13 protein-coding genes are annotated in these 21,925 nt (G+C 63.7%); 6 read left to right on the forward strand and 7 right to left on the reverse strand.

The window, feature by feature from the left end:
• Positions 1-17 precede the first annotated feature (17 nt).
• The gene (gene putA, locus LOZ74_RS06575) at positions 18-3,656 is read right to left on the reverse strand and encodes a bifunctional proline dehydrogenase/L-glutamate gamma-semialdehyde dehydrogenase PutA (protein WP_230293376.1); all 3,639 of its coding nucleotides are present in this window, start codon (positions 3,654-3,656) and stop codon (positions 18-20) included.
• Between the two features lie 149 nt (positions 3,657-3,805).
• Here putA and proC point away from each other — a divergent pair, with 149 nt between their 5' ends.
• Positions 3,806-4,660, forward strand: coding sequence for a pyrroline-5-carboxylate reductase (gene proC / locus LOZ74_RS06580; protein WP_230293377.1), 855 nt, complete (start codon positions 3,806-3,808; stop codon positions 4,658-4,660).
• 13 nt (positions 4,661-4,673) lie between these two features.
• On the opposite strand, the gene LOZ74_RS06585 is transcribed toward proC, so the two are convergent.
• From LOZ74_RS06585 to LOZ74_RS06595, 3 genes are read right to left on the reverse strand one after another with little or no spacing between them, the layout of a single operon-like run.
• The gene (locus LOZ74_RS06585; protein ID WP_230293378.1) at positions 4,674-5,591 is read right to left on the reverse strand and encodes a transglutaminase family protein; all 918 of its coding nucleotides are present in this window, start codon (positions 5,589-5,591) and stop codon (positions 4,674-4,676) included.
• A complete protein-coding gene (locus LOZ74_RS06590) occupies positions 5,588-8,110 on the reverse strand; it encodes a circularly permuted type 2 ATP-grasp protein (RefSeq protein ID WP_230293379.1) in 2,523 nt (840 codons plus the stop codon). The genes LOZ74_RS06585 and LOZ74_RS06590 overlap by 4 nt, the downstream gene beginning before the upstream one ends.
• A complete protein-coding gene (locus LOZ74_RS06595; protein WP_230293380.1) occupies positions 8,110-11,496 on the reverse strand; it encodes a DUF2126 domain-containing protein in 3,387 nt (1,128 codons plus the stop codon). Before LOZ74_RS06595 ends, LOZ74_RS06590 begins: the two co-directional genes overlap by 1 nt.
• A gap of 66 nt (positions 11,497-11,562) precedes the next feature.
• On the opposite strand from LOZ74_RS06595, the gene LOZ74_RS06600 reads away from it, so the two are divergent.
• Positions 11,563-12,480 carry an ROK family protein gene (locus tag LOZ74_RS06600; protein ID WP_230293381.1) on the forward strand — a complete coding sequence of 306 codons (918 nt, stop codon included), beginning with the start codon at positions 11,563-11,565 and terminating at the stop codon, positions 12,478-12,480.
• Positions 12,481-12,520: 40 nt separating this feature from the next.
• On the opposite strand, the gene gyrB is transcribed toward LOZ74_RS06600, so the two are convergent.
• From gyrB to LOZ74_RS06615, 3 genes are all read right to left on the reverse strand, one after another.
• Positions 12,521-15,025 (reverse strand): DNA topoisomerase (ATP-hydrolyzing) subunit B, encoded by a 2,505-nt coding sequence (gene gyrB / locus LOZ74_RS06605; RefSeq protein ID WP_230293829.1) that lies wholly within the window; start codon positions 15,023-15,025, stop codon positions 12,521-12,523.
• A gap of 343 nt (positions 15,026-15,368) precedes the next feature.
• Positions 15,369-15,596, reverse strand: a complete 228-nt coding sequence (locus LOZ74_RS06610) for a hypothetical protein (RefSeq protein WP_230293382.1) — start codon at positions 15,594-15,596, stop codon at positions 15,369-15,371.
• A gap of 350 nt (positions 15,597-15,946) precedes the next feature.
• On the reverse strand, positions 15,947-16,252 hold the full coding sequence (locus LOZ74_RS06615; RefSeq protein WP_230281399.1) for a UrcA family protein: 306 nt from the start codon (positions 16,250-16,252) through the stop codon (positions 15,947-15,949).
• Positions 16,253-16,509: 257 nt separating this feature from the next.
• Here LOZ74_RS06615 and guaA point away from each other — a divergent pair, with 257 nt between their 5' ends.
• The 4 genes from guaA (at position 16,510) to secA (ending at position 21,911) form a co-directional block, all read left to right on the forward strand.
• Complete coding sequence (guaA, locus tag LOZ74_RS06620) at positions 16,510-18,126, forward strand: glutamine-hydrolyzing GMP synthase (protein WP_230293383.1); 1,617 nt, start codon at positions 16,510-16,512, stop codon at positions 18,124-18,126.
• A 227-nt stretch (positions 18,127-18,353) separates the two neighbouring features.
• Positions 18,354-18,578 (forward strand): hypothetical protein, encoded by a 225-nt coding sequence (locus LOZ74_RS06625; RefSeq protein ID WP_230293384.1) that lies wholly within the window; start codon positions 18,354-18,356, stop codon positions 18,576-18,578.
• 116 nt (positions 18,579-18,694) lie between these two features.
• On the forward strand, positions 18,695-18,961 hold the full coding sequence (locus LOZ74_RS06630) for a hypothetical protein (RefSeq protein WP_230293385.1): 267 nt from the start codon (positions 18,695-18,697) through the stop codon (positions 18,959-18,961).
• Positions 18,962-19,112: 151 nt separating this feature from the next.
• Positions 19,113-21,911 (forward strand): preprotein translocase subunit SecA, encoded by a 2,799-nt coding sequence (gene secA / locus LOZ74_RS06635; RefSeq protein WP_230293386.1) that lies wholly within the window; start codon positions 19,113-19,115, stop codon positions 21,909-21,911.
• The last annotated feature ends 14 nt before the right edge of the window (positions 21,912-21,925 follow it).

Below are 21,925 nucleotides of genomic sequence, written 5' to 3' on the forward strand. Positions count from 1 at the left end.
AACCGGCCCCGACACGATCATTCAAGCGTCATCAGGCTGGCATTGCCGCCCGCTGCCGTGGTGTCGACCGAGATCGAGACTTCCTCCAACAGCCAGTGCAGGCAATAGGCGGGCGTGTCCGATGCGCAATCCGCCTCGCTGGCAGACTGGGTTAGGACCAGCGGCCCTTCACGCTCCGCAAACTCGGCAAGGGCGGCGCGCAGATCGCTTTCGTCCCCTTCGACCAGCGCGCCCGCGACCGGCTGATGCGCCAGCGCCTCGACCCTTCCGTGCAGTTCGGGGGGCAGATCGCTGGCCCAGCCCATATCTTCGAGCAAGGCGATATTGCCGGTGGCCAGCACGGCGGCCAGCTGCTGCTGGAAACCGGCCGTGGTCTTGGGCCGGACCAGAATATGGCCGCGCTTGCGCAGTTCATAGCTGTTCCGCTCGCCCACCGGGCCGGGCAGGACTTCGCGGTAACCCAGCCCGCCCTGATCGGCATAGGCACGGGCGGCGTCGGATGCCGCAATCTCGCCCCGCATGCGCAGCCATTGCGCATATTGGTGCACGGCCGGATCGGACAGTGCCATCGGCAGGGCAGGGGGCTGGCTGACAAGGCGGCCCAGATACAGCGGACCGCCCGCCTTTGGCCCCGTGCCCGACAGGCGATGCCCGCCGAACGGCTGGCTGCCCACGATCGCGCCGATCTGGTTGCGGTTGATATAGATATTCCCCGCCTCGATCACACGGGCGACCTGATCGACCGTGCCGTCCAGCCGCGTGTGCAGGCCAAAGGTCAGCCCATATCCCGACAGATTGATCTCGTGCACCAAGGGCACAAGATCGTGGCGCGCGAAACGGGTGACATGCAGCACCGGCCCGAACACTTCGCGGGTCAGTTCGGTCGTCGAATCCAGTTCGATGATGGTCGGCGCGACAAAGCTGCCATGCTCTACCCCCTGTGGCAGTTTCAGCCGCGTGACCTTGTGCCCGGCGGCCTCCATCTCGGCGATATGGCTTTCGATACCTTCCAATGCCTCGTCGGTGATGACGGGACCGATATCGTTCGACAATTGCGTGGTGGAACCGATCGCCAGCTGCGCCAATGCCCCCTTTAACAGGCCCAGTGTGCGGTCATAGACATCGTCCTGAATGCACAGCAGGCGCAGGGCCGAACAACGCTGACCGGCGCTGTCGAAGGCGCTGGCGATCACATCGCGCACCACCTGTTCGGCAAGCGCGGAGGAATCGACGATCATCGCATTGATGCCGCCCGTTTCCGCGATCAGCGGGATCGGCTTGCCCGCAGGCGACAGGCGCTTGGACAATTGCTTCTGGATCAGCTGCGCGACCTGTGTCGATCCGGTGAACATCACGCCGTGCACGTCTTCCGACGCGACCAGAGCCGCGCCTACCGCGCCGTCGCCGGGAACCAGCCGCAATGCGTGGTCGGGAATCCCCGCCTCGTGCAGGATGCGCACGGCTTCGGCGGCGACCAGCGGCGTTTCCTCGGCCGGTTTCGCCAGCACCGAATTGCCGCCGACCAATGCGGCCGCAACCTGTCCGGTGAAGATCGCAAGCGGGAAGTTCCACGGCGAAATACAGCAGATCGTGCCCAAAGGCTCCTGCTCGTGCCCAAAGCTTTCGACCGCGCGGTTCGCGTAATAGCGCAGGAAATCGATCGCTTCGCGTACTTCGGCAATGGCGTTGGTGGCGCTCTTGCCCGCCTCGCGGATGGTCAGGCCGATCAGCACGCCCATTTGCGTCTGCATCGTATCGGCTGCGCGGTGCAGCGCCGAAGCCCTTTGGCTGACGGGCACCTCGTTCCAGTGCGATGCGGCGACGATAGAGGCAATGGCCGGCACATCGTCGGGCGACAGATCGTGGCTGACCCCGACGATATCGCGCCGGTCCGCCGGATTGGTCACATCGCGGGGCGTGCCGGTGCCCGCTTCGCCCGCCACCCATTCGCGGCTGGCGCTTTCCTCCAGATCTTCGGTCAGTTCGGCCAGACGATCCTCGTTCGTCAGGTCGATGCCTGCCGAATTCAGCCGCATCGGGAAAATTCCCAGCGGCAGGGAAATCTGCGGATGCATGCTGCCGGGGCGTTCCATTTCGGCCACTTGCTGCGCCGGATCGGCCGTCAGGTCCGCGATGGCGACATCGGGATTGGAAATGCGGTTCAGGAACGAGCTGTTGGCCCCGTTTTCCAGCAAGCGCCGCACCAGATAGGCAAGCAGCGTTTCATGCGTGCCGACCGGCGCATAGATGCGGCAGGGGCGGTTCAGCTTTCTCTTGGGAACGACCTCGTCATACAGCTCCTCACCCATGCCGTGCAGGCACTGGAACTCGTAATCGCCTGCCTGGAACGGGCGGCCCTTGATCTCGTCCGCAAGGTGATAGATCGTCGCCAGAGTCTGCGCATTATGCGTGGCGAATTGCGGAAAAATATGCTCGCGCGCCTCGATCAGCTGGCGGGCGCAGGCGATATAGGACAGGTCGGTGTGGACCTTGCGCGTATAGACGGGGAAATCCGGCAGCCCGTCCAGCTGGGCGCGCTTGATCTCGGCATCCCAATAGGCGCCTTTCACCAGACGCACAGGAATGCGGCGTTCGGACCGTTTGGCCAGATCGATCAGCCAGTCCAGCACTTGCGGACATCTTTTGCCATAGGCCTGTATCACGCAGCCAAGCCCGTTCCAGCCCGCCAGCTCGTGCGCGGTGGCCAGTTCCTCGATAATGTCGAGCGACAGTTCCAGCCGGTCGGCTTCCTCGGCATCGATGTTAAAGCCGATGCCATATGATTTCGCCAACACGGCCAGCGCACGGACGCGGGGCAGCAGCTCCTTCATCACCCGTCCGGCCTGTGCGCGCTGGTAACGCGGGTGCAGGGCCGACAGCTTGACCGAAATGCCCGGCGCGGTGTGGACCGGCTTGCCGTCGGCGCGGCGGCCGATGGCATGGATCGCCTTTTCATAGGCCGCGTAATAGGCGGCGGCATCGTTCAGATCGACCGCAGCCTCGCCCAGCATGTCATAGCTATAGGTAAAGCCCCGCGCTTCGGGGCCCTTGGCGTGCTTGATCGCTTCCTCGATCGTCTCGCCCGCGACGAAATGTTCGCCCATGAATTCCATGGCAAGGCGCACGCCCGACCGGATCACCGGTTCGCCCGCGCGGGCGATCAGGCGTTTCAGAGCGGCGGCAAGGCCGAATTCGTCGGTCCGTTCGGAAAGCTCGCCCGTGACGACAAGACCCCATGTGGCCGCGTTCACGAACAGCGAGTGATCGGGCGCCAGATGCGAACGCCAGTTGCCGCGCGCGATCTTGTCCTTCACCAGCGCGTCGCGCGTGCCCGCATCGGGAATGCGCAGCAGCGCTTCGGCCAGACACATCAGCGCGACGCCCTCTTCGCTCGACAGCGAATATTCCTGCATCAGGCCGTCGACGCCCCAGCCGTCCTGCTTCTTGCGGACTTTCAGCACCAGATCGCGGGCGGTCTGTTCGATCTGCTGGCGCAAATGGTCGGGCATGGTCGCGCGCGGCAGCAATTCGGCCACGGCCTGCGGTTCGGGGCGGCGATAGGCATCGGTAATCGCCTGTCGCAGCGGCGTTGCTTCGCGGATGGGGGGCGCAAAACGGGCAAACTTGTCGTTCAAATCGGCAGTCCTGTCGAGCATGGGGTCCTTTCGGCGGGTTGAACGTTCTCTCTCCTGATCGGCAAATTCCCGCCTGCTGCGGGTGGCCAAATCATCTCTTTATGTTAGCTGCAACCGTTCGCAGCGGACTTCGATCCGAAAAGACAGACATTCGACCTGAAAGAGGAATTATGAGCACGGATATTTCCAGCAACGAAACGAACGCGCAACCCGATGGTCGGGTGCTTCTCGTCGGATGCGGGAACATGGGCTTTGCCATGCTGAAAGGCTGGATCGAACAGGGCACGCCGGCGAATCGGATCGACGTGGTCGAACCCAATGACGATCTGCGCAAGCGCGCGGCGGGAACCGGCGCAAAGGTCCATGCGGGCGTGGACGAGATCATCGGCGGAGAGGCCCCGGCGATGGCGATCATCGCGGTCAAGCCGCAGGTGATGGCCAAGGTGCTGGCCGATTACCGCCCCTTTGCGGCAGCGGGCACGACATTCGTTTCGGTTGCGGCGGGCACCTTGCTGGGCACCATCGAAAAGGCGCTGGGCGAGGGGAGCGCGGTTATCCGCTGCATGCCCAATACGCCTGCGGCCGTGGGCAAGGGCATGATGGTCTGCTGTGCCAATGATGCCGTGACCGGTGAAGCACGCGCCGTTTGCGAAACGCTGCTGTCGGCCAGCGGCAGCGTCGCCTTTGTCGAGGAAGAGAGCCTGATGGACGCGGTTACCGGCGTGTCGGGGTCGGGCCCTGCCTATGTCTTCCATTTCATCGAAGCGATGGCCGAGGCGGGCGTCAAATCGGGACTTCCCGAAGAACTGGCGAAAGAGCTGGCGATCCAGACGGTCTATGGCGCGGCGGTCTATGCGCGTTCGTCGGACGAGGATCCGGGCCAGCTGCGCAGCAATGTGACCAGCCCCAACGGCACCACGGCGGCGGCGCTGGATGTGCTGATGGGCACGGGCCGCCTGCGCGCCCTGTTGGCCGAAGCGGTCGAGGCGGCTGCCGAACGCTCGCGCGAGCTGGCACGGGATTGACGGGAATACCGGATCAGGGGGCGGGGGTGCCTGCCCCCTGATCCGCCATCTCGTCGATGCGGCGGACATCGACCGCATATTTCAGATCCTGCACCGCCGAACCCACGAACACGCCGTCGATGGGCGAGACATCGGCAAAATCGCGCCCCATGCCCACGGTCACGTGATCGGTATCGGCCAGCCGGTCGTTGGTCGGGTCGAATGCGACCCAGCCATCCTCTCCGCACCATACCGCCACCCATGCATGCATCGCATCGGCGCCGACCAGCTTTTCCTGCCCCGGCGGCGGGCGGGTGTTGAGATAGCCCGAGATATAGGCCGCCGGGATCGCATGCGAACGCAGCGCGGCGATCATCACGTGGCTTTGATCCTGACACACGCCGCGTCCCGCCGCGAACGCCTCTTGCGGGGGTGTGCGGCTGGTGGAAGAGCCGGACACATAGGCGATCTTTTCATGCACCGCATGGGTCAGATCATGGGCAGCCTGCACGATCGAACGTTCGGGCGACAGGATCGGCGCGGCCCAGTCCGCGATTGCCTGATCCAGCCCTGCGATGCGCGACGCGAACAGATAGGGCGCGGGCGACCATACGCTGAGATCGCGTGAAGCGGCGGCCATTTCGCGCACATCCTCGATCGTCATGGCCGTCGCGGGCGCGCGCGGCGGGGTGATCGCGACGGTAAAGCTGCTCTGCACGGTCAATTCGCTGAGCGGCTGTTCAAACCGGACGCGCGTGGTGTTGACGAGATAGGGCCCGTCCTCGTCCACCGCGCTGGCGGGTACAGGGTCGAGCACGAGCGACTGGTCCGAAATCTCCTGCCCCGCCCATGGATAGGGTTTGAGCCTGATGTTGAAGCGCGCCTGCGCCACGGGGGCGGCATAGGACAGGTCGGTGCGATGTTCGACGCGGAAGGTGACGGGGCCGCTCATGCCAGCAGCGCCCCCGGATCGCGCGGGGCGGGCTTGTCCGGTTGCAGGAAATAGCGTCGCCCGATCGCGGCCGACAAGGCGCCCAGATCGTCGCGCAGCCCCTGAAGCACATTGGTGTCGAGGTCTTCGGCATCGAGGCCGCCGATCTTCGCGTCGAGCATTTGCGCCATGCGCAGCGGCTCTTCGGGAAGGCCGTCTTCGCGCAGGTCGGGCAGGGCGGCCAGATGTTCGGCCACGCGCTTGGCCTGATAGGCAAGGCCGCGCGGCTCTGCAGGGTCGAGCAGCGCCATGTCGAGCACGGGCGCGATGAAGGGGATCGTCAGATAGCGGCTGCGGTAGAGCGATATGCCGTCGATCAGGTCGAGCAGCGCAGTCAGGTCTTCGGCGCTGGCACTGCCGGGGACGATGGCCTGCGCTGCCTGAAGCATCATCGACCCGCGTTCGATCGCGATGCCCATGTCAAAGAAGCGCCATGCCGCGCTGCGGCCCATATTGTCCGACAGCAATTGCGCCACCGCAGCGCCGCGCCCGACCACCATGTCGCACGCATCGATCAGCGTGTCGCTATCCATTGCATCCACGGGCGGCAGGGGTCGCTGAACCGCGCGCCAGCTGTCCCGCGACAGCCGGTCGCGCAGCAAAAGCGCGATCTGCTGCGCCTTTTCGATAAGGACGGGGATCGACCCGTTCAGCGTCTTGTCGGTCAGCGCCGCGACCGCCATGTCGTGCGGGGCGGGATGCGCTTCGTCCTCGGTCGGAGCGGGCGCGGCACCCCATTGGCGTAGCAGCGCGGCCAGCCGGTCGGCAGTGGTCACCGCTTCGGGCACGGCGGCGCGTCCGGCGGGGCCATCGGAATTTTCGACCAGAATGCGCACGATCCGCGCGGTCAGGTTCAGGCGTTCGCCATAACGGCCCAGCCAGAACAGATTATCGGCGGCCTGGCTGGGCAATTGCCCGCCGCCGCGCCGCACCGATGGCGGGTCAAGATTGGGCGGGCGCACGGTGCGCGCGCTTCCTTGCCCGTCGACAACGCACAGATCGGCGGAGAAATCGTCACGCTCCATCAATGCGGTGCGCAGATGGCCCTGTTTGGAAATGCGCGCGAAGCCGCCCGGCATGACCACCCATTGCCCGTTCGCCCCGCGCGCAAGGAAGCAGCGCAAGGTAAAGCGGCGCGGTTCGAACCGCCCGTCGACGATGGCGGGCGCGGTCGAGGTTTCGACGATTTCCTGCGCGACATAATCCATCGGGCGGCGGGCCAGCCCTTGCAGCAGCTTTTCGCGCTCTTCGGCCGGAATCTGCGCGCCGATACGCGTGCTGCCTTCGGGAATGCCGGGGATGCTGCCACGAAACGAGGAGGCAAAGACCAGCTCGTCGAAACGGGCCAGCGCCTCGTCCCGCTCGGCCTTTTGCCCGCACCACCATGTCGCCGCATTGGGCAGGATCAGCGGCCCGCCGGTCACCACCTGGGCAAGCCGCGGCAGAAAGGCAGACATGGCGCGCGATTCCACGACGCCCGCACCCGGCCAGTTCGCCACCGACAGCTGCCCCGACCGGCACGCCTCGACCAGTCCGGCGACGCCGATCTGCGAATGCTGGTCGAATGCCAGCGGATCGATATCGGCGGTATTGATCCAGCGCCACAACCCGTCGATCCGCTTCAACCCGGCGACGGTGCGCACATAAAGCCGTCCGTCGCGCACCGTCAGGTCGCGGCCTTCGACCAGAGAGAAGCCGAGATGGCGGGCCAGATGCGCCTGTTCGGGATAGCTCTGGTTAAATCGTCCGGGGGTCAGCAGGCCGATGCGCGGGTCCGACCGCTGGCAATCCTCGGCAATGCCGAACCGCAGGGCCTCGAAAAATTCGGTAATGCGGCGCGCGCCGATGCCCGCCAGCAGATTGCCGGTACTGCGGATCAGCGCCAGCCGGTTTTCCAGCGCATAGCCGATGCCGGTGGGCAGCCGCGTGCGATCGGCCAGCACGCGCCATTCGCCATTGGGACCGCGTGCCAGATCGACGGCATAGACGCGCAGATGATAGCCGCCCGGGGGACGCAACCCGACCATTCTGCGCGCGAAATTGGGGCTTCCGCTGGCCAGAGCGGCAGGCAAATGCCCTTCGCCCACCAGGTTTTGCGCGCCATAGATGTCGGCGACGACATGTTCGAGCAATTCGGCCCGCTGGATCAGACCCGTTTCCAGAACGTCCCATTCGGATGCGCCGATCAGCACCGGCATCGGCCCCAGTGGCCATGGCCGCTCCCGCTCGTCCCCCGTCAGGCGGAAGGCAAGGCCCAGATCCTCGACATTGCGGTCGAGATAGGACTGTATCTGCCCCAGATTGCCTTCGCCAAGCTGGCACAGGGCGGCGGCCACACGATGCCACAGCGGCGCCATATCGCTGCTGGCAGAGGCGAAGATGTCGCCGCTTTCGGGCGCGGGATACCAGCCCAGCGGATCGCTGCCGGGATCGGGGCCGAAAAGGGTATCCCCCTGAAAAACAGGCGAACCGTCGTTCATTATCCGCGCTTGGGTCGTCGCAGGTCCAGTGTCATCGGGAACTCTCCCCCATCCTCTGCGGGCGGAATCTCGACATCGCCGGGCGTGTGGCCGAACGGCTGGAACCGTGCCCGGCGGCGTGCCTCCGCCTCGAAATCGTTGACCGGTACGTCGTCATAGGATCGTCCGCCCGGATGCGCCACATGATAGACACAACCACCCAGCGAGCGATTGTTCCAGCTGTCGAACACATCGAAGGTGAGCGGAGCGTCTGCGGCGAGGAGCGGATGGAGGCACGAGGGCGGGGCCCAGGCCTTGTACCGGATGCCGCCCACCGCTTCTCCCGGCTTGCCCGTGGGGTGCAAGGGCACGCGCCGCCCGTTGCAGGCAACGACATGGCGCCCGGGGACAAGCCCGCGCGCCTTGACCTGCAGCCGTTCGGTGCTGGAATCGACATAGCGCACCGTGCCGCCGATCGCGCCGGTTTCGCCCAGCACGTTCCACGGCTCCAGCGCATGGGCGATTTCCAGCGCCACGCCGCCTGCCTCGACTTCGCCGTGGATCGGGAAACGGAACTGGCGCTGCGCTTCGAACCAGTTCGGGTCGAAATCGAAGCCCGCCTCGCGCAGGTCCTGAAGCACGTCGAGGAAATCGGACCAGCAGAAATGCGGCAGCAGGAACCGGTCGTGCAGGCTGGTGCCCCAACGGACCAAGGATCCCGACAGGGGGCGTTGCCAGAACATGGCCGTCAGCGCGCGGATCAACAGCAATTGCGCCACGCTCATCTTCGCGTCGGGCGGCATTTCGAACCCGCGGAACTCGACCAGCCCGAGGCGACCCGTCGGCCCGTCGGGCGAATAGAGCTTGTCGATGCAAATCTCGCTGCGATGCGTGTTGCCCGTTACGTCGACCAGCAGGTTGCGGAACAGCAGATCGCTGATCCACGGGAATTGCGGCGGTGTTTCGGGGCCGGGCACTTGCGCCAGCGCGATATCCAACTCGTACAGGCTGTCATGCCGGGCTTCGTCGAAGCGCGGGGCCTGGCTGGTGGGGCCGATGAACAGGCCGGAAAACAGATAGGACAGCGACGGATGGCGCTGCCAGTAAAGCACAAAGCTTTTCAGCAGATCGGGCCGCCGTACGAAGGGGCTGTCGGGCAGGGTCTTGCCGCCCAGCACGATATGGTTGCCGCCGCCCGTGCCTACCGAACGCCCGTCGACCATGAACTTGTCGGCCGTCAGCCCCACTTCGCGCGCGTCTTCGTACAGCCCTTCGGTAATCGCGCGGATTTCCTCGAAACTGGCGGCAGGGTGGATGTTCACCTCGATCACGCCGGGATCGGGAGTGACCTTCAGCACGTTGACGCGCGGGTCGGGCGGCGGGGAATACCCCTCGATCCGCACCGGCTTGTCCATTTTCGCGGCGACGTCCTCGATCGCGGCGACAAGTTCGAGGAAATCCTCCATCGCTTCGACCGGCGGGATGAACACCGACAGGTAATCGCCGCGCGGCTCGACCGTCATGGCGGTGCGGACGGCATCGGCGCTGATTTCCTGTTCCACGCGGTCCTGTGCATGCCCGTCGGGCCCTGCGACGCGCTCGACCCGCTGACCGGTCGGCGCAAAGCCCTCGGCAGGTGGCGCGGCCTCGCGGCTGTCGCTGCCGACGGGGACCGACTGCCGCCGGAAATCGGCCAATGGTTCGGCCGCATCGGTGGATACGCGCGGGTGGATATAGGGAAAGTCGGATTTGGGCACATGCGGCAGCGAGCCGAGCGGCAGACGATAGCCCAGCGCCGAATCGCCCGGCACCGCGAACAGTGCGCCGCGCCGCGTGGTCCATTGTTCGGTCTTCCACCGCGGACCCTTTGCGGGCTGGGCCTGTTGCCGCTGGATCGGCAGGGCGAAGCCCACCGGCTTCGTCAGCCCGCGCGTAAAGGTTTTTACGATGCGCTGGCGTTCCTCGGGGTCCTCGATCTTGGGGTCGAGCGCCGTCACATTGACCGGCAGTTCCCCCTCGCGCTCGATCCATTTCTGCGGGTCTTCGTAAACCGCCTGCACCGTTTCGCCGCCAAGCCCCAGCACCGTCGCGGTGCCTTCGATCAGCGCCTGTGCGTCTTCGGCATCGACAATCTGTTCGACCGCCGCATCGGGATCGTCACTGCCGCCCGCGATCAGATCGGGGTTTTGCCAGATCGGCGCGCCATCGTGCCGCCAATAGAGCGAAAAGCCCCAGCGTGGCAGGCTTTCGCCCGGATACCATTTGCCCTGTCCGTGGTGCAGCAGGGCCCCCGGCGCGAAACGGTCGCGCAATTTGCGGATCAGGCGGTCGGCATAATCGGCCTTGGTCGGGCCCACGGCCTCGCCGTTCCATTCGGGCGCTTCGGGATCGGCCGCCGCGACAAAGGTCGGTTCGCCCCCCATGGTCAGGCGCACATCGCCTGCTTCCAGCGCCTCGTCCACCCTGGCACCCAGATCGAGCAGAGCCTGCCAGCGGCCGTCGGTAAAGGGCTTGGTGATGCGCACAGCCTCGTGCACGCGGTCGACGCTCATTTCGAAGGTGAAATCGACTTCGGCGGGTTCGGCCACGCCGGTGATCGGCGCGGCAGAGCGGAAATGCGGCGTTGCGGCCAGCGGAATATGGCCTTCGCCCGCGAACAGCCCGCTGGTGGGGTCCAGCCCGATCCAGCCTGCGCCGGGGACGAAAATCTCGCACCATGCATGAAGATCGGTGAAATCGGCCTCGGGCCCCTTGGGACCTTCGACCGGTTCGACATCGGCCTTCATCTGGATCAGATAGCCCGATACGAAACGCGCGGCATAACCCAGCCGCCGCAACAGATTGACCAGCAGCCAGCCCGTATCGCGGCAACTGCCGGTGCCCAGTTCCAGCGTCTCTTCGGGCGTCTGCACGCCGGGTTCCATGCGCACGACATAGGAAATCCGCTGTTCCAGCGCCTGATTGATGGCCACCAGAAAATCGATGGTGCGGCCCTGTTGCCTGCCTGCCCATTCGCCGACCAGTGCCTCGAACTTCTCTTCCGCCGGTTCGGCATCGAAATAGGCGGCAAGCTCGGCCCTTGCTTCGTCGGTATAGGAAAAGGGGACTTCTTCGGCCTCTTCCTCGACGAAAAAGTCGAAGGGATTGATGACCGCCATATCCGCGATCAGATCGACATCGATGGAAAAGCTGGTCACGCGTTCGGGAAAGACGACGCGCGCCAGCCAGTTGCCATGCGGGTCCTGTTGCCAGTTGATGAAATGGCCCGCCGGTTCGATTTTCAACGCGTAATTGGGCACTTCTGTCCGTGTGTGCGGGGCTGGGCGCAGGCGGATCACCTGCGGGCCAAGACGGACGGGCCTGTCATAGACATAGGCGGTGCGGTGATGCAGAGCGGCGCGTATCATGGCCTGTGCTTATCGGTCCGTGTCGTGTTGCATTGCAACTGCGAAATTGCGTGAAAGGATGGCGCATTGTTACATGATGCCGGATCGCATCTTGCCGGACTGGAAATCGGCGGCACCAAGCTGGTGGCCGCACGCGCATATGGCAGGACCATTGCAGAACGGGTGACGATCGCGACCACCACGCCAGAGGCTACGCTGCACGCGGCGCGCGAATTACTGGCGCGCTGGCATGCTGGCGAGGCGCTTGCCGCCATCGGTATCGCCGCTTTCGGCCCGGTGCGCATCGATCGGGCCGCTCCCGATTACGGTCATGTTCTGGCAACGCCCAAACCCGGCTGGGAAGGGGCCGATCTGCTGGCCGGACTGTCAGATTTCGGCGTGCCGCTTGCGCTCGACACCGATGTGAATGCCGCTGCCCTGGCCGAAATGGCACTGGGGGCGGGGCAGGGGTGCGAAACCGTGATTTATATCACCATCGGCACGGGCATCGGGGGCGGCGTGGTCGTGGGCGGAAGACCCGCGCACGGGCTGCTGCATCCCGAACTGGGCCATGTGATGCTGCGGCGCGAGGCCGGTGACGATTTTGCGGGAATTTGCCCGTTCCATGGCGATTGCATCGAAGGGCTGGTAAGCGGTCCCGCTCTTCAATCGCGCTTCGGTACCGATCCGGCGGCAGTGGCGGCAGGCGATCCGCGTTGGGACGCGGTCGCGGGCGATCTGGCGCGGCTGATCGCCAATCTCATGCTGGCGCTTTCGCCGCAGCGGATCGTGATCGGTGGCGGCGTGGGGCTGGGGCAGCGCGCCATGGTGCGACAGGCCGCGCGCAAGGCGCCTGCGTTACTGGCGGGCTATCTGCCCGATATCGATGACGATGCGATGGCGCGGATCGTGGTGCCACCGGTTCTGGGCCATGATGCGGGGCCGCTGGGCGCGATCCTGCTGGCCGAGCGTGCGGCTTCCTGCGGAAACGGGGCGCCAGTCTGAACCGCCGCCCGCGCGTTGGCGCAGGCAGCGACCTGTCCGGTCAGATATCCAGATTGGCGACGTTGAGCGCGTTTTCCTGAATGAATTCGCGGCGCGGTTCGACCACATCGCCCATCAGCCGGGTAAAGATCTCGTCCGTCACGTCGGCGTCCTCGACCTTGACCTGCAACAGGGCGCGGTTGTTGGGGTCGAGCGTGGTTTCCCAAAGCTGCTCGGCATTCATCTCGCCAAGACCTTTGTAACGCTGGACCGACAGGCCCTTGCGGCCCGCCGCCATGATCTGGTCAAGCAACTGGCTGGGCCGGTTCATCGATGCGGCGGTCGGCGTTTCGACCGCTTCCTCGTCCTCTTCGGCAGCATCGGCCTGCGCCTGCTGGGAAATGCGGACAAGGCTGGCGCCCTGTTCGAACGGTTCGGCCAGTTCCTCGGCCAGCTTGCTGATCTTGCGGGCTTCCGCGCTTTCGAGGAACTTGTTCTCAATCAGGTGATAATCGGTCACCCCGCGCCAGACGCGCGAAATGCCATAGCCCTCGTCATTGATCTGCGCCGACCAGCGCGCTTCCTCGTCCCCGCGCTGCAGCCACTGTGCCGCGCGTTGCAAGGCGGCTTCGCGGGTTGCGGCATCGATCCCGGGGGCCAGCGCGCCCGACAGGGCCAGCGCCTCGATCACGCCCTGATCATACCGGTTGGGCGCAAATCCCAATGCATTCTTGAACCGGCGAGCCTTTTCCACCAGCGCGGCGAGATCGTCGCCGCTGCGCGCGCCGCCGGCGGTTTCCAACACGCGATTGCCCAAACCCGCATCGACAAGATAGCGTTCGAGCGCATCATTATCCTTGAGGTAAACCTCGGACCGGCCCTTCGCGACCTTATAGAGCGGCGGCTGCGCGATATAGAGGTGCCCCGCCTTTACGATTTCGGGCATCTGGCGGTGGAAGAAAGTGAGCAGCAGCGTACGGATATGCGCGCCGTCAACGTCGGCGTCGGTCATGATCACGATCTTGTGATAACGCAGCTTTTCCAGATCGAATTCGTCACGCAGGCCCGTGCCCATCGCCTGGATCAGCGTGCCGACTTCCTTTGACGAAATGATGCGGTCGAAACGCGCGCGTTCCACGTTCAGGATCTTGCCGCGCAGGGGCAGGATCGCCTGATACTGGCTGTCGCGCCCGTTCTTGGCCGAACCGCCCGCGGAATCGCCCTCGACCAGAAAAAGTTCGCATTTGGTCGCATCGCGCTCGCGGCAGTCGGACAATTTGCCCGGCAGGCTGGCGACGCTCATCGCGCCCTTGCGGCTCATTTCGCGGGCGCGGCGGGCCGCTTCGCGCGCAGCGGCGGCGTCGACGACCTTCTGGATAATCGTCTTGGCGTTAGCGGGGTTTTCTTCCAGCCATTCGCTCATCTTGTCGCTCATCAGGCTTTCCAGCGGCTGACGCACTTCGGAACTGACCAGCTTGTCCTTGGTTTGCGATCCGAATTTCGGATCGGGCAGCTTGACCGAAACGATCGCGGTCAACCCCTCGCGCATGTCCTCGCCCGAAAGGCTGACCTTTTCCTTCTTGATCAGCCCCGACCGGTCGGCATAGCCATTGAGCGTGCGGGTCAGCGCGGCGCGGAATGCGGCGAGATGGGTGCCGCCGTCACGCTGCGGAATGTTGTTCGTGAAGCAGAGCACATTCTCGTAATAGGAATCGTTCCACTCGAGAGCGACTTCGATCCCGATCCCGTCCTTGTCCGCGCTGATCGCGATGGGTTCGGGGATCAGCGCTTCCTTGTTGCGGTCGAGATATTTGACGAAGGCGCCGATGCCGCCTTCGTAGAACAGATCGTGCTCCTTCGGTTCTTCATGACGCAGATCCCTCAGGATGATGCGCACGCCCGAATTCAGGAAGGCCAGCTCGCGATAGCGGTGTTCCAGCTTCTCGAAATCATATTCGTTGACGTTCTTGAACGTGTCGTCACTGGCAAGAAAGCGCACCCGCGTACCCTTGCGCGGTTCGCCGCCGTCATTCAGCGGCGCATCGCCGACCACTTTCAGCGGAGCAACGGCATTGCCATGCTCGAACCGCATCCAGTGCTCCTTGCCGTCGCGCCAGATCGTCAGCTCCAGCCATTCGGACAAGGCGTTCACCACCGAAACGCCCACGCCATGCAAACCGCCCGACACCTTATAGGCATTGTCGTCGCTGGTGTTTTCGAACTTACCGCCCGCGTGCAGCTGGGTCATGATGACCTCTGCTGCCGACACGCCTTCTTCCTTGTGGATGTCGGTGGGGATGCCGCGGCCGTTATCGTCGACGCTGACCGAATTATCAGGGTGCAATTCGATGATAACCCGGTCGCAATGGCCCGCCAGCGCCTCGTCGATGGCGTTATCGGACACTTCGAACACCATATGGTGCAGGCCCGAGCCGTCGTCGGTGTCGCCGATATACATGCCCGGGCGCTTGCGGACAGCGTCCAGCCCCTTCAGCACCTTGATCGATTCGGCCCCGTAGCCGTTGTTTAGGCCCGTCTTGGCAGGCGTTGCACCGTTATCTTCCATGACCACGATATAGGAATTGTGGTCCAATCCCCCAAGCGGAACCGCATCGCGCGCGGCGATTTTCCACAATTGCGGTCCGCGCGTGCCGCCAAATGCAGGAAATGCCCATGTTAATGACCCTGATTACCGTCTGTATCGCCTCCGGCGCGCTGATGCTGGGCGCGATATGGGGCGTTTACGGCCGCATGTCCGCCAGGACCGAGGGGTTTCTGGTCGCATTGGCAGGCGGTGCGCTGGTGCTGTCGCTGGTGAGCGAGATGATCGAACCGTCGATCAGCCAGTCGAGCGTCTATCTGGCCAGCGCGGGCGTGGCGGCGGGCGCGATCGTATTTGCGGTTGCTGATTATTTCATCGACGAAAAATGGGGCCCCAATTCGGGCGGCGGACTGCTGGCGGCGATCAGCCTTGACGGCATACCCGAAAATCTGGCGCTGGGCGTCGCGCTGATCGGAACCGGACCGATGGGCGTGGCGGCGCTGGCAGGGTCGATTTTCCTGTCGAACCTGCCCGAGGCGGCGGGCGGCGCGCGGCAGATGGCGCAGAATAGCGGGCGTTCGAATATACGCATCATCGCGATCTGGGCGCTGACCGCGGCGGTGCTGTCGCTAGCGGCGATATTGGGGAATGTCGCACTGGCGGGTGCGTCGCCCCACCTGCTCGCCTTTATCCGCTGTTTCGCAGCAGGGGCAGTGGTCGCCAGTCTTGCGACGGGAAGTATTCCCGACGGCCTATCGACAGGATCACCATCTGGCGGGCGTGGCGACCGCGCTGGGGTTGGTGCTGGCATTTCTGCTGGGCAATCTGGGCGGGTGAGGCGCAGCAACATCCAGCGCTGGTATCCGAAGGAAAAGCTGTGCCCGAAAGAAAAAGGGCCGCTCCGACGATCCGGAACGGCCCCCTTCGGAATTCTGCCTGGTGCGATCAGCCGAGTTCGGCGGTCGAGCCCATGGCCAGCGAACGCTGCGCTTCGATCTGCGCATCGGCCTGTTCCATCGCGTCGCGGATGCACGAACGGACGAGCAGACGGCTGGCGAAGGTCGGAACCTCTTCATTGCAGGTTTCGGTCACTTCGGCGAGAACGCGCGACTTGAGCGCATTCACGTCGGTTTCCTGCGACAGGTCGAGATCCGAGAAGTCCACGCGGACTTCGACGTCTTCAGCGTGCGCGGCCGGAGCAATGCCGAAAGTGGCAAGAGCGGCCAGAGCAGGAACGATAAACTTACGCATATTTTCCTCCTAATGAGTTGCCGCCAGGTTCAAACATCCAGTCTGGTTTTGGTCAGCCAGTTATCATTCGTTCGAGTGTGTTGTGCACTGCACCATTCAGTTGTGCAAATGCGAAAACAGCCCCTGCATTTGCGTTTTATGCAACATTGAATTGTGCGTTAACGATGCAAGCTCCGGCAGGGGCGGGATTGATGCCCTTCCATCCGAATCGTCCGGCGCATCTGGACAGAATCGGGAAGCGTTCCTATCGCGCGCCCATGGCTCACGAACCCTCAGCAAATTCGGGCGCGGCGGCGCGCATCGGCTCCGATTCCAGCGCGGACACGATCCTGATCGTCGATTTCGGCAGTCAGGTAACGCAACTGATCGCGCGCCGCGTGCGCGAGGCGGGCGTCTATTCCGAAATCGCGCCCTTCACCATGGCGGAAGAGGCGTTCAAGCGGATGAAGCCGCGCGGGATCATTCTGTCGGGCAGCCCCGCCAGCGTGCCCGACGAGGACAGCCCCCGCGCGCCGCAAATGCTGTTCGAGGCGGGGGTGCCGATCCTGGGCATCTGTTACGGCCAGCAGGTCATGACGCATCAGCTGGGCGGAGAGGTCCGCCCGGGGCACGAAACCGGCGAGGGCGGCGAATTCGGCCGCGCGTTCCTGACCGTGACCGAAAAATGCGCGCTGTTCGACGGGCTGTGGCAATCGGGCGAGCGTCATCAGGTCTGGATGAGCCATGGCGACAAGGTGACAAAATTCGCACCCGGTTTCGAAATCGTGGCCACCAGCGACGGCGCACCCTTTGCCGTGATCGCGGATGAAAAGCGCCGCTTTTACGGAACGCAATTCCATCCCGAAGTCGTGCACACGCCCGATGGCGGAAAGCTGATCGCCAATTTCGTGCGCCATGTCTGCGGCTGCGCGGGCGACTGGACCATGGCCCAGTTCCGTGAGGTGAAGATCGCCGAAATCCGCGAGCAGGTCGGCGATGCCAAGGTCATTTGCGGCCTCTCGGGCGGTGTCGACAGCGCGGTGGCCGCCGTTCTGATCCACGAGGCCATCGGCGACCAGCTGACCTGTGTTTTCGTCGATCACGGGCTGATGCGCATGGGCGAGGCGGATCAGGTCGTTTCGCTGTTTCGCGGCCATTACAATATCCCGCTGGTCCACGTGGACGCGACGACGCTGTTCATGAAGGGGCTTGAGGGCGTCTCCGACCCTGAGGCCAAGCGCAAGTTCATCGGCAAGACCTTCATCGACGTGTTCGAGGATGAGGCCAACAAGATCGGCGGCGCCGACTTCCTTGCGCAGGGCACGCTTTATCCCGACGTGATCGAGAGCGTTTCGTTCACCGGCGGTCCGTCGGTGACGATCAAGAGCCACCATAATGTCGGCGGCCTGCCCGAACGCATGAATATGGACCTGGTCGAACCGCTGCGCGAACTGTTCAAGGACGAAGTGCGCGAACTGGGCCGCGAACTGGGCCTGCCCGATATTTTTGTGGGCCGCCATCCGTTCCCCGGACCCGGCCTTGCCATCCGCATTCCGGGCGAAGTCAGCCGCGAAAAGGCCGATATCCTGCGCAAGGCCGATGCGATCTATCTGGAAGAAATCCGCAACGCCGGCCTGTATGACGCGATCTGGCAGGCCTTCGCCGTCCTGTTGCCGGTGAAGACCGTGGGTGTGATGGGGGATTATCGCACCTATGACTTCGTCTGCGCCCTGCGCGCGGTGACCAGCACCGATGGCATGACAGCCGACGTCTATCCCTTTGACGGGGCCTTCCTTGCCCAGTGTGCGACGCGCATCGTGAACGAGGTGAAGGGCATCAACCGGGTGGTCTATGACTACACCTCGAAGCCGCCGGGGACGATTGAGTGGGAGTGATCCGGGATACGAATTCATGCGGGGGATGAATTTGGACGGATGCCCCGCGGGCGATAGCGAGCGGCGGGGCTTTTGCATGCACTCCGGGGCACAAGCATTAAACCGGTTCCCTCGCGCGGCGGAAAAGGCTATTCTCACATTTGTTCGCCCCAGGTGGTGAACAGGCAGAGCATGTCGCCCGTTATAACAGGCCGCCACGCGTCTGGTGGCCGGATTGGGAGTGTCCGGTGAACGCCATGACCGACGATTTCAAACCGCGAGACCTCAAGCTGTCGCTTCAGGCCTTTTGGCTGGAGTGGTGGATGATGCCCATCACCATGACCGCGCAATTGATGGGCATGGGCCGGACCGAGGTCGACGACGACCCCGAGATCGACCGCGAGTGCGAGGATTGCCAGCTTCCGGTGCCCAATTCGCACCAGAAGGATATGGACCACGATCTGTTCGCCTGATCTTCGGTCAGTAACCTTCCGCCGGTCGCCGGCATCCGAGGCCGGACGGGTAAAATTGTCCATATCGCCCGCTCGCGCTGGACGGGGGGCGTGATAGTCCCTATCTTGTCGCACGCATGAAACGGCTCCTCGCCCTCTTTGCCCTTGTGCTCGGCATGACCAGTCTGGTCGCGCCCGCCCATGCGCGCATGGTGGTCAGTGCCGAATGCAGCGAATCGGCGGGGCAGCAGGCTGCGCCCTCGATCCGCGCGGAACGGCACTGCGAATGCAGCGTGTCCGCACGGCAGAAACAGCGCGACCGCGAACCGGGCAAGCCCTTCGCACGCAGCTATCGCACGATCATCGTGCCCACCGTCATGCTGGTGGACCGACCGCTAGAGTGAGCTTGCGAACCGTCGACGGCGATTGGCCGCGCGGCGTTTTTCGTTTCGGGGCAGCTTGCCATGCGCATCGTCCCGTCACGCTCGGAACTTCAGGCCCTGAACGCAGGGTCACGCCATTCTTCCACGAACCGCATCATAGAAGGGAACGCCCATGTTCGGCGGCCTTGCCAAGAGTATTTTCGGGTCCTCCAACGACCGTTACGTCAAATCGATCGAGAAGATCGTCGCAAAGATCAACGCGCTAGAGCCCGATTACGAGGCTTTGTCGGACGAGCAGCTTCAGGGCGCGACCGCGACGTTCCGCGAACGTCTGGCCGAGGGCGAGACGCTGGACGATATCCTGCCGCAAGCTTTCGCCGTTGTGCGCGAGGTATCGAAGCGCGTGTTCGGCATGCGCCATTTCGACGTGCAGATGGTGGGCGGTATCGTCCTTCACCGCGGCGAAATCGCGGAAATGCGTACGGGTGAGGGCAAGACGCTGGTGGCAACGCTGGCGGTTTACCTGAACGCGCTGGAGGGCAAGGGCGTCCATGTCGTGACCGTCAACGACTATCTGGCCCGCCGCGATGCCGAAACGATGGGCAAGCTTTATAATTTCCTCGGGCTGACCGTGGGCGTGATCGTGCCCAATTTGCACGAAACCCAGCGGCGCGAGGCGTATAACTGCGACATCACCTACTCGACCAATAACGAGCTGGGCTTCGACTATCTGCGCGACAATATGAAACATTCGCGCGACCAGCAGGTGCATCGCCCGTTCAGTTTCGCGATCGTCGACGAGGTGGACTCGATCCTGATCGACGAAGCGCGGACACCGCTGATCATCTCGGGCCCGACCGAGGACAAGTCCGAACTTTACGTCGCCATCGACGCCATTGTGAAAACGATGGACGAAGAAGATTACGAGAAAGACGAGAAGACCAAGAACATCGGCTGGACCGAGGACGGGATCGAGAAGGTCGAGCAGAAGCTGATTGCGGCAGGCTTGCTGGAAACCGAGAACCTCTACGATTTCGAGAATACGCAGGTCGTCCATCACCTTGATCAGGCATTGCGCGCGAACATGATGTTCAAGCGCGACACCGATTACATCGTGAAGGACGACAAGGTCGTCATCATCGACGAGTTCACGGGCCGCATGATGGATGGCCGCCGCTGGTCGAACGGTCTGCATCAGGCGGTCGAGGCCAAGGAAGGCGTGAAGATCGAGCCCGAGAACCAGACCATGGCCTCGATCACTTTCCAGAACTATTTCCGCATGTATCCCAAGCTTGCTGGCATGACCGGCACCGCCGCGACAGAGGCGGCGGAATTCTTCGACATCTACAAGCTGAATGTCGTCGAGATCCCGACCAACCTGCCGGTGATGCGGATCGACGAGGAAGACCAGTTCTATAAGACGACGCTGGAAAAATTCGCCGCCATTGCCAAGGCGATCAAGGAGAAAAACGAGATCGGGCAGCCGGTTCTGGTCGGCACGGTGTCGATCGAGAAATCCGAGCTTTTGTCCGACTTCCTGAACAAGGAAGGGGTCCGGCACTCCGTTCTCAACGCGCGTATGCACGAAAAGGAAGCGCATATCGTGGCGCAGGCGGGCCGCATCGGCGCGGTGACCATCGCGACCAATATGGCGGGCCGCGGCACCGACATCCAGCTGGGCGGCAATCTGGAATTCCGCACAGAGGATGAACTGCGCGACATGCCCGAAGGGCCCGAGCGCGATGCCGCCGTCGCGAAGATCAAGGAAGAGATCGCCGCCGAACGCCAGCGCGTGCTGGAGGCGGGCGGCCTGTTCGTGCTGGGCACCGAACGGCACGAATCGCGCCGTATCGACAACCAGCTGCGCGGTCGTTCGGGCCGTCAGGGCGATCCGGGTCTGTCGCGGTTCTACCTGTGCCTCGAAGACGATCTGCTGCGCATCTTCGGGCCCGACACGCTGTTTTCCAAGATGATGAACGCCAATCTGCAGGACGGCGAGGCGATCGGCAGCAAATGGCTGTCGAAAGCCATCGAAACCGCGCAGAAAAAGGTCGAGGCGCGCAATTACGATATCCGCAAGCAGGTCGTCGAATACGACAATGTGATGAACGACCAGCGCAAGGTGATTTACGAGCAGCGTTCGGAAATCATGGACAGCGAAACGGTGGACGATGTCGTACTCGACATGCGCAACGACACGGTCAACTGGCTGGTGGGAGAAGCGTGCCCGCCGGGGTCCTATCCCGAGCAATGGAATATCGAGGGGCTGAAGGAGCGTTTCGCTGACATCACCGGCGAGGACGCGCCGATCGAGGCGTGGCTGGAAGAAGACGGCATCGATCCCGAGGACATCGAACAGCGCCTTGCCGCGCAGGCCGATGCGAAGATGGACGCCAAGATCGCCAGCGTGGACCCGTCGATCTGGCGACAGGTCGAAAAATCGGTGCTGCTCGACCGGCTGGATTTCCACTGGAAGGAACATCTCGCCACGCTCGACGCGCTGCGGCAGGTGGTGGGGCTGCGCGCCTATGCGCAAAAGCAGCCGATCAACGAGTACAAGCAGGAAGCATTTGCGCTGTTTGAACGCATGCTGGAAGCGATCCGCGAGGATGTGACCCGCATATTGATGACGACCAATCTGCGCATGGCTGCGCCCGAACCGGCGCCGCTGCCCGAACTGCCCGAATTCCTGACCAACCCGGGTGCGATGCTGCCCGAAGCCGATCAAGGCGCGGGGATGATGACGGGCCATGTCGATCCGCTGACCGGTACCGACAACAGCAATGATGGCGACGGTTCGCTGGGGCGCGAGGCGTTGTTCGGCGCGCTGGCGGGTTCGACCTTTGCACAGGTCGGCCCCGGCGGGTCGGAGCGGGAGAATCCCTATGCGGGGATGGACATCAACCGCAATTCGCCGTGCCCCTGCGGTTCGGGCAACAAATATAAGCATTGCCACGGCGCGATCAGCTGATCTTCAGCCGTCAC

This window comes from Croceicoccus sp. Ery5 (assembly GCF_020985325.1).
Classification (GTDB): domain Bacteria; phylum Pseudomonadota; class Alphaproteobacteria; order Sphingomonadales; family Sphingomonadaceae; genus Croceicoccus.

Bases quoted from the DNA above. Each gene is read 5' to 3' on its own strand.
- putA (WP_230293376.1), bottom strand. From the start codon at position 3,656: ATGCTCGACAGGACTGCCGATTTGAACGACAAGTTTGCCCGTTTTGCG.
- proC (WP_230293377.1), top strand. From the start codon at position 3,806: ATGAGCACGGATATTTCCAGCAACGAAACGAACGCGCAACCCGATGGT.
- LOZ74_RS06585 (WP_230293378.1), bottom strand. From the start codon at position 5,591: ATGAGCGGCCCCGTCACCTTCCGCGTCGAACATCGCACCGACCTGTCC.
- LOZ74_RS06590 (WP_230293379.1), bottom strand. From the start codon at position 8,110: ATGAACGACGGTTCGCCTGTTTTTCAGGGGGATACCCTTTTCGGCCCC.
- LOZ74_RS06595 (WP_230293380.1), bottom strand. From the start codon at position 11,496: ATGATACGCGCCGCTCTGCATCACCGCACCGCCTATGTCTATGACAGG.
- gyrB (WP_230293829.1), bottom strand. From the start codon at position 15,025: ATGGAAGATAACGGTGCAACGCCTGCCAAGACGGGCCTAAACAACGGC.
- LOZ74_RS06610 (WP_230293382.1), bottom strand. From the start codon at position 15,596: ATGATGCGTATATTCGAACGCCCGCTATTCTGCGCCATCTGCCGCGCG.
- LOZ74_RS06615 (WP_230281399.1), bottom strand. From the start codon at position 16,252: ATGCGTAAGTTTATCGTTCCTGCTCTGGCCGCTCTTGCCACTTTCGGC.
- guaA (WP_230293383.1), top strand. From the start codon at position 16,510: ATGGCTCACGAACCCTCAGCAAATTCGGGCGCGGCGGCGCGCATCGGC.
- LOZ74_RS06630 (WP_230293385.1), top strand. From the start codon at position 18,695: ATGAAACGGCTCCTCGCCCTCTTTGCCCTTGTGCTCGGCATGACCAGT.
- secA (WP_230293386.1), top strand. From the start codon at position 19,113: ATGTTCGGCGGCCTTGCCAAGAGTATTTTCGGGTCCTCCAACGACCGT.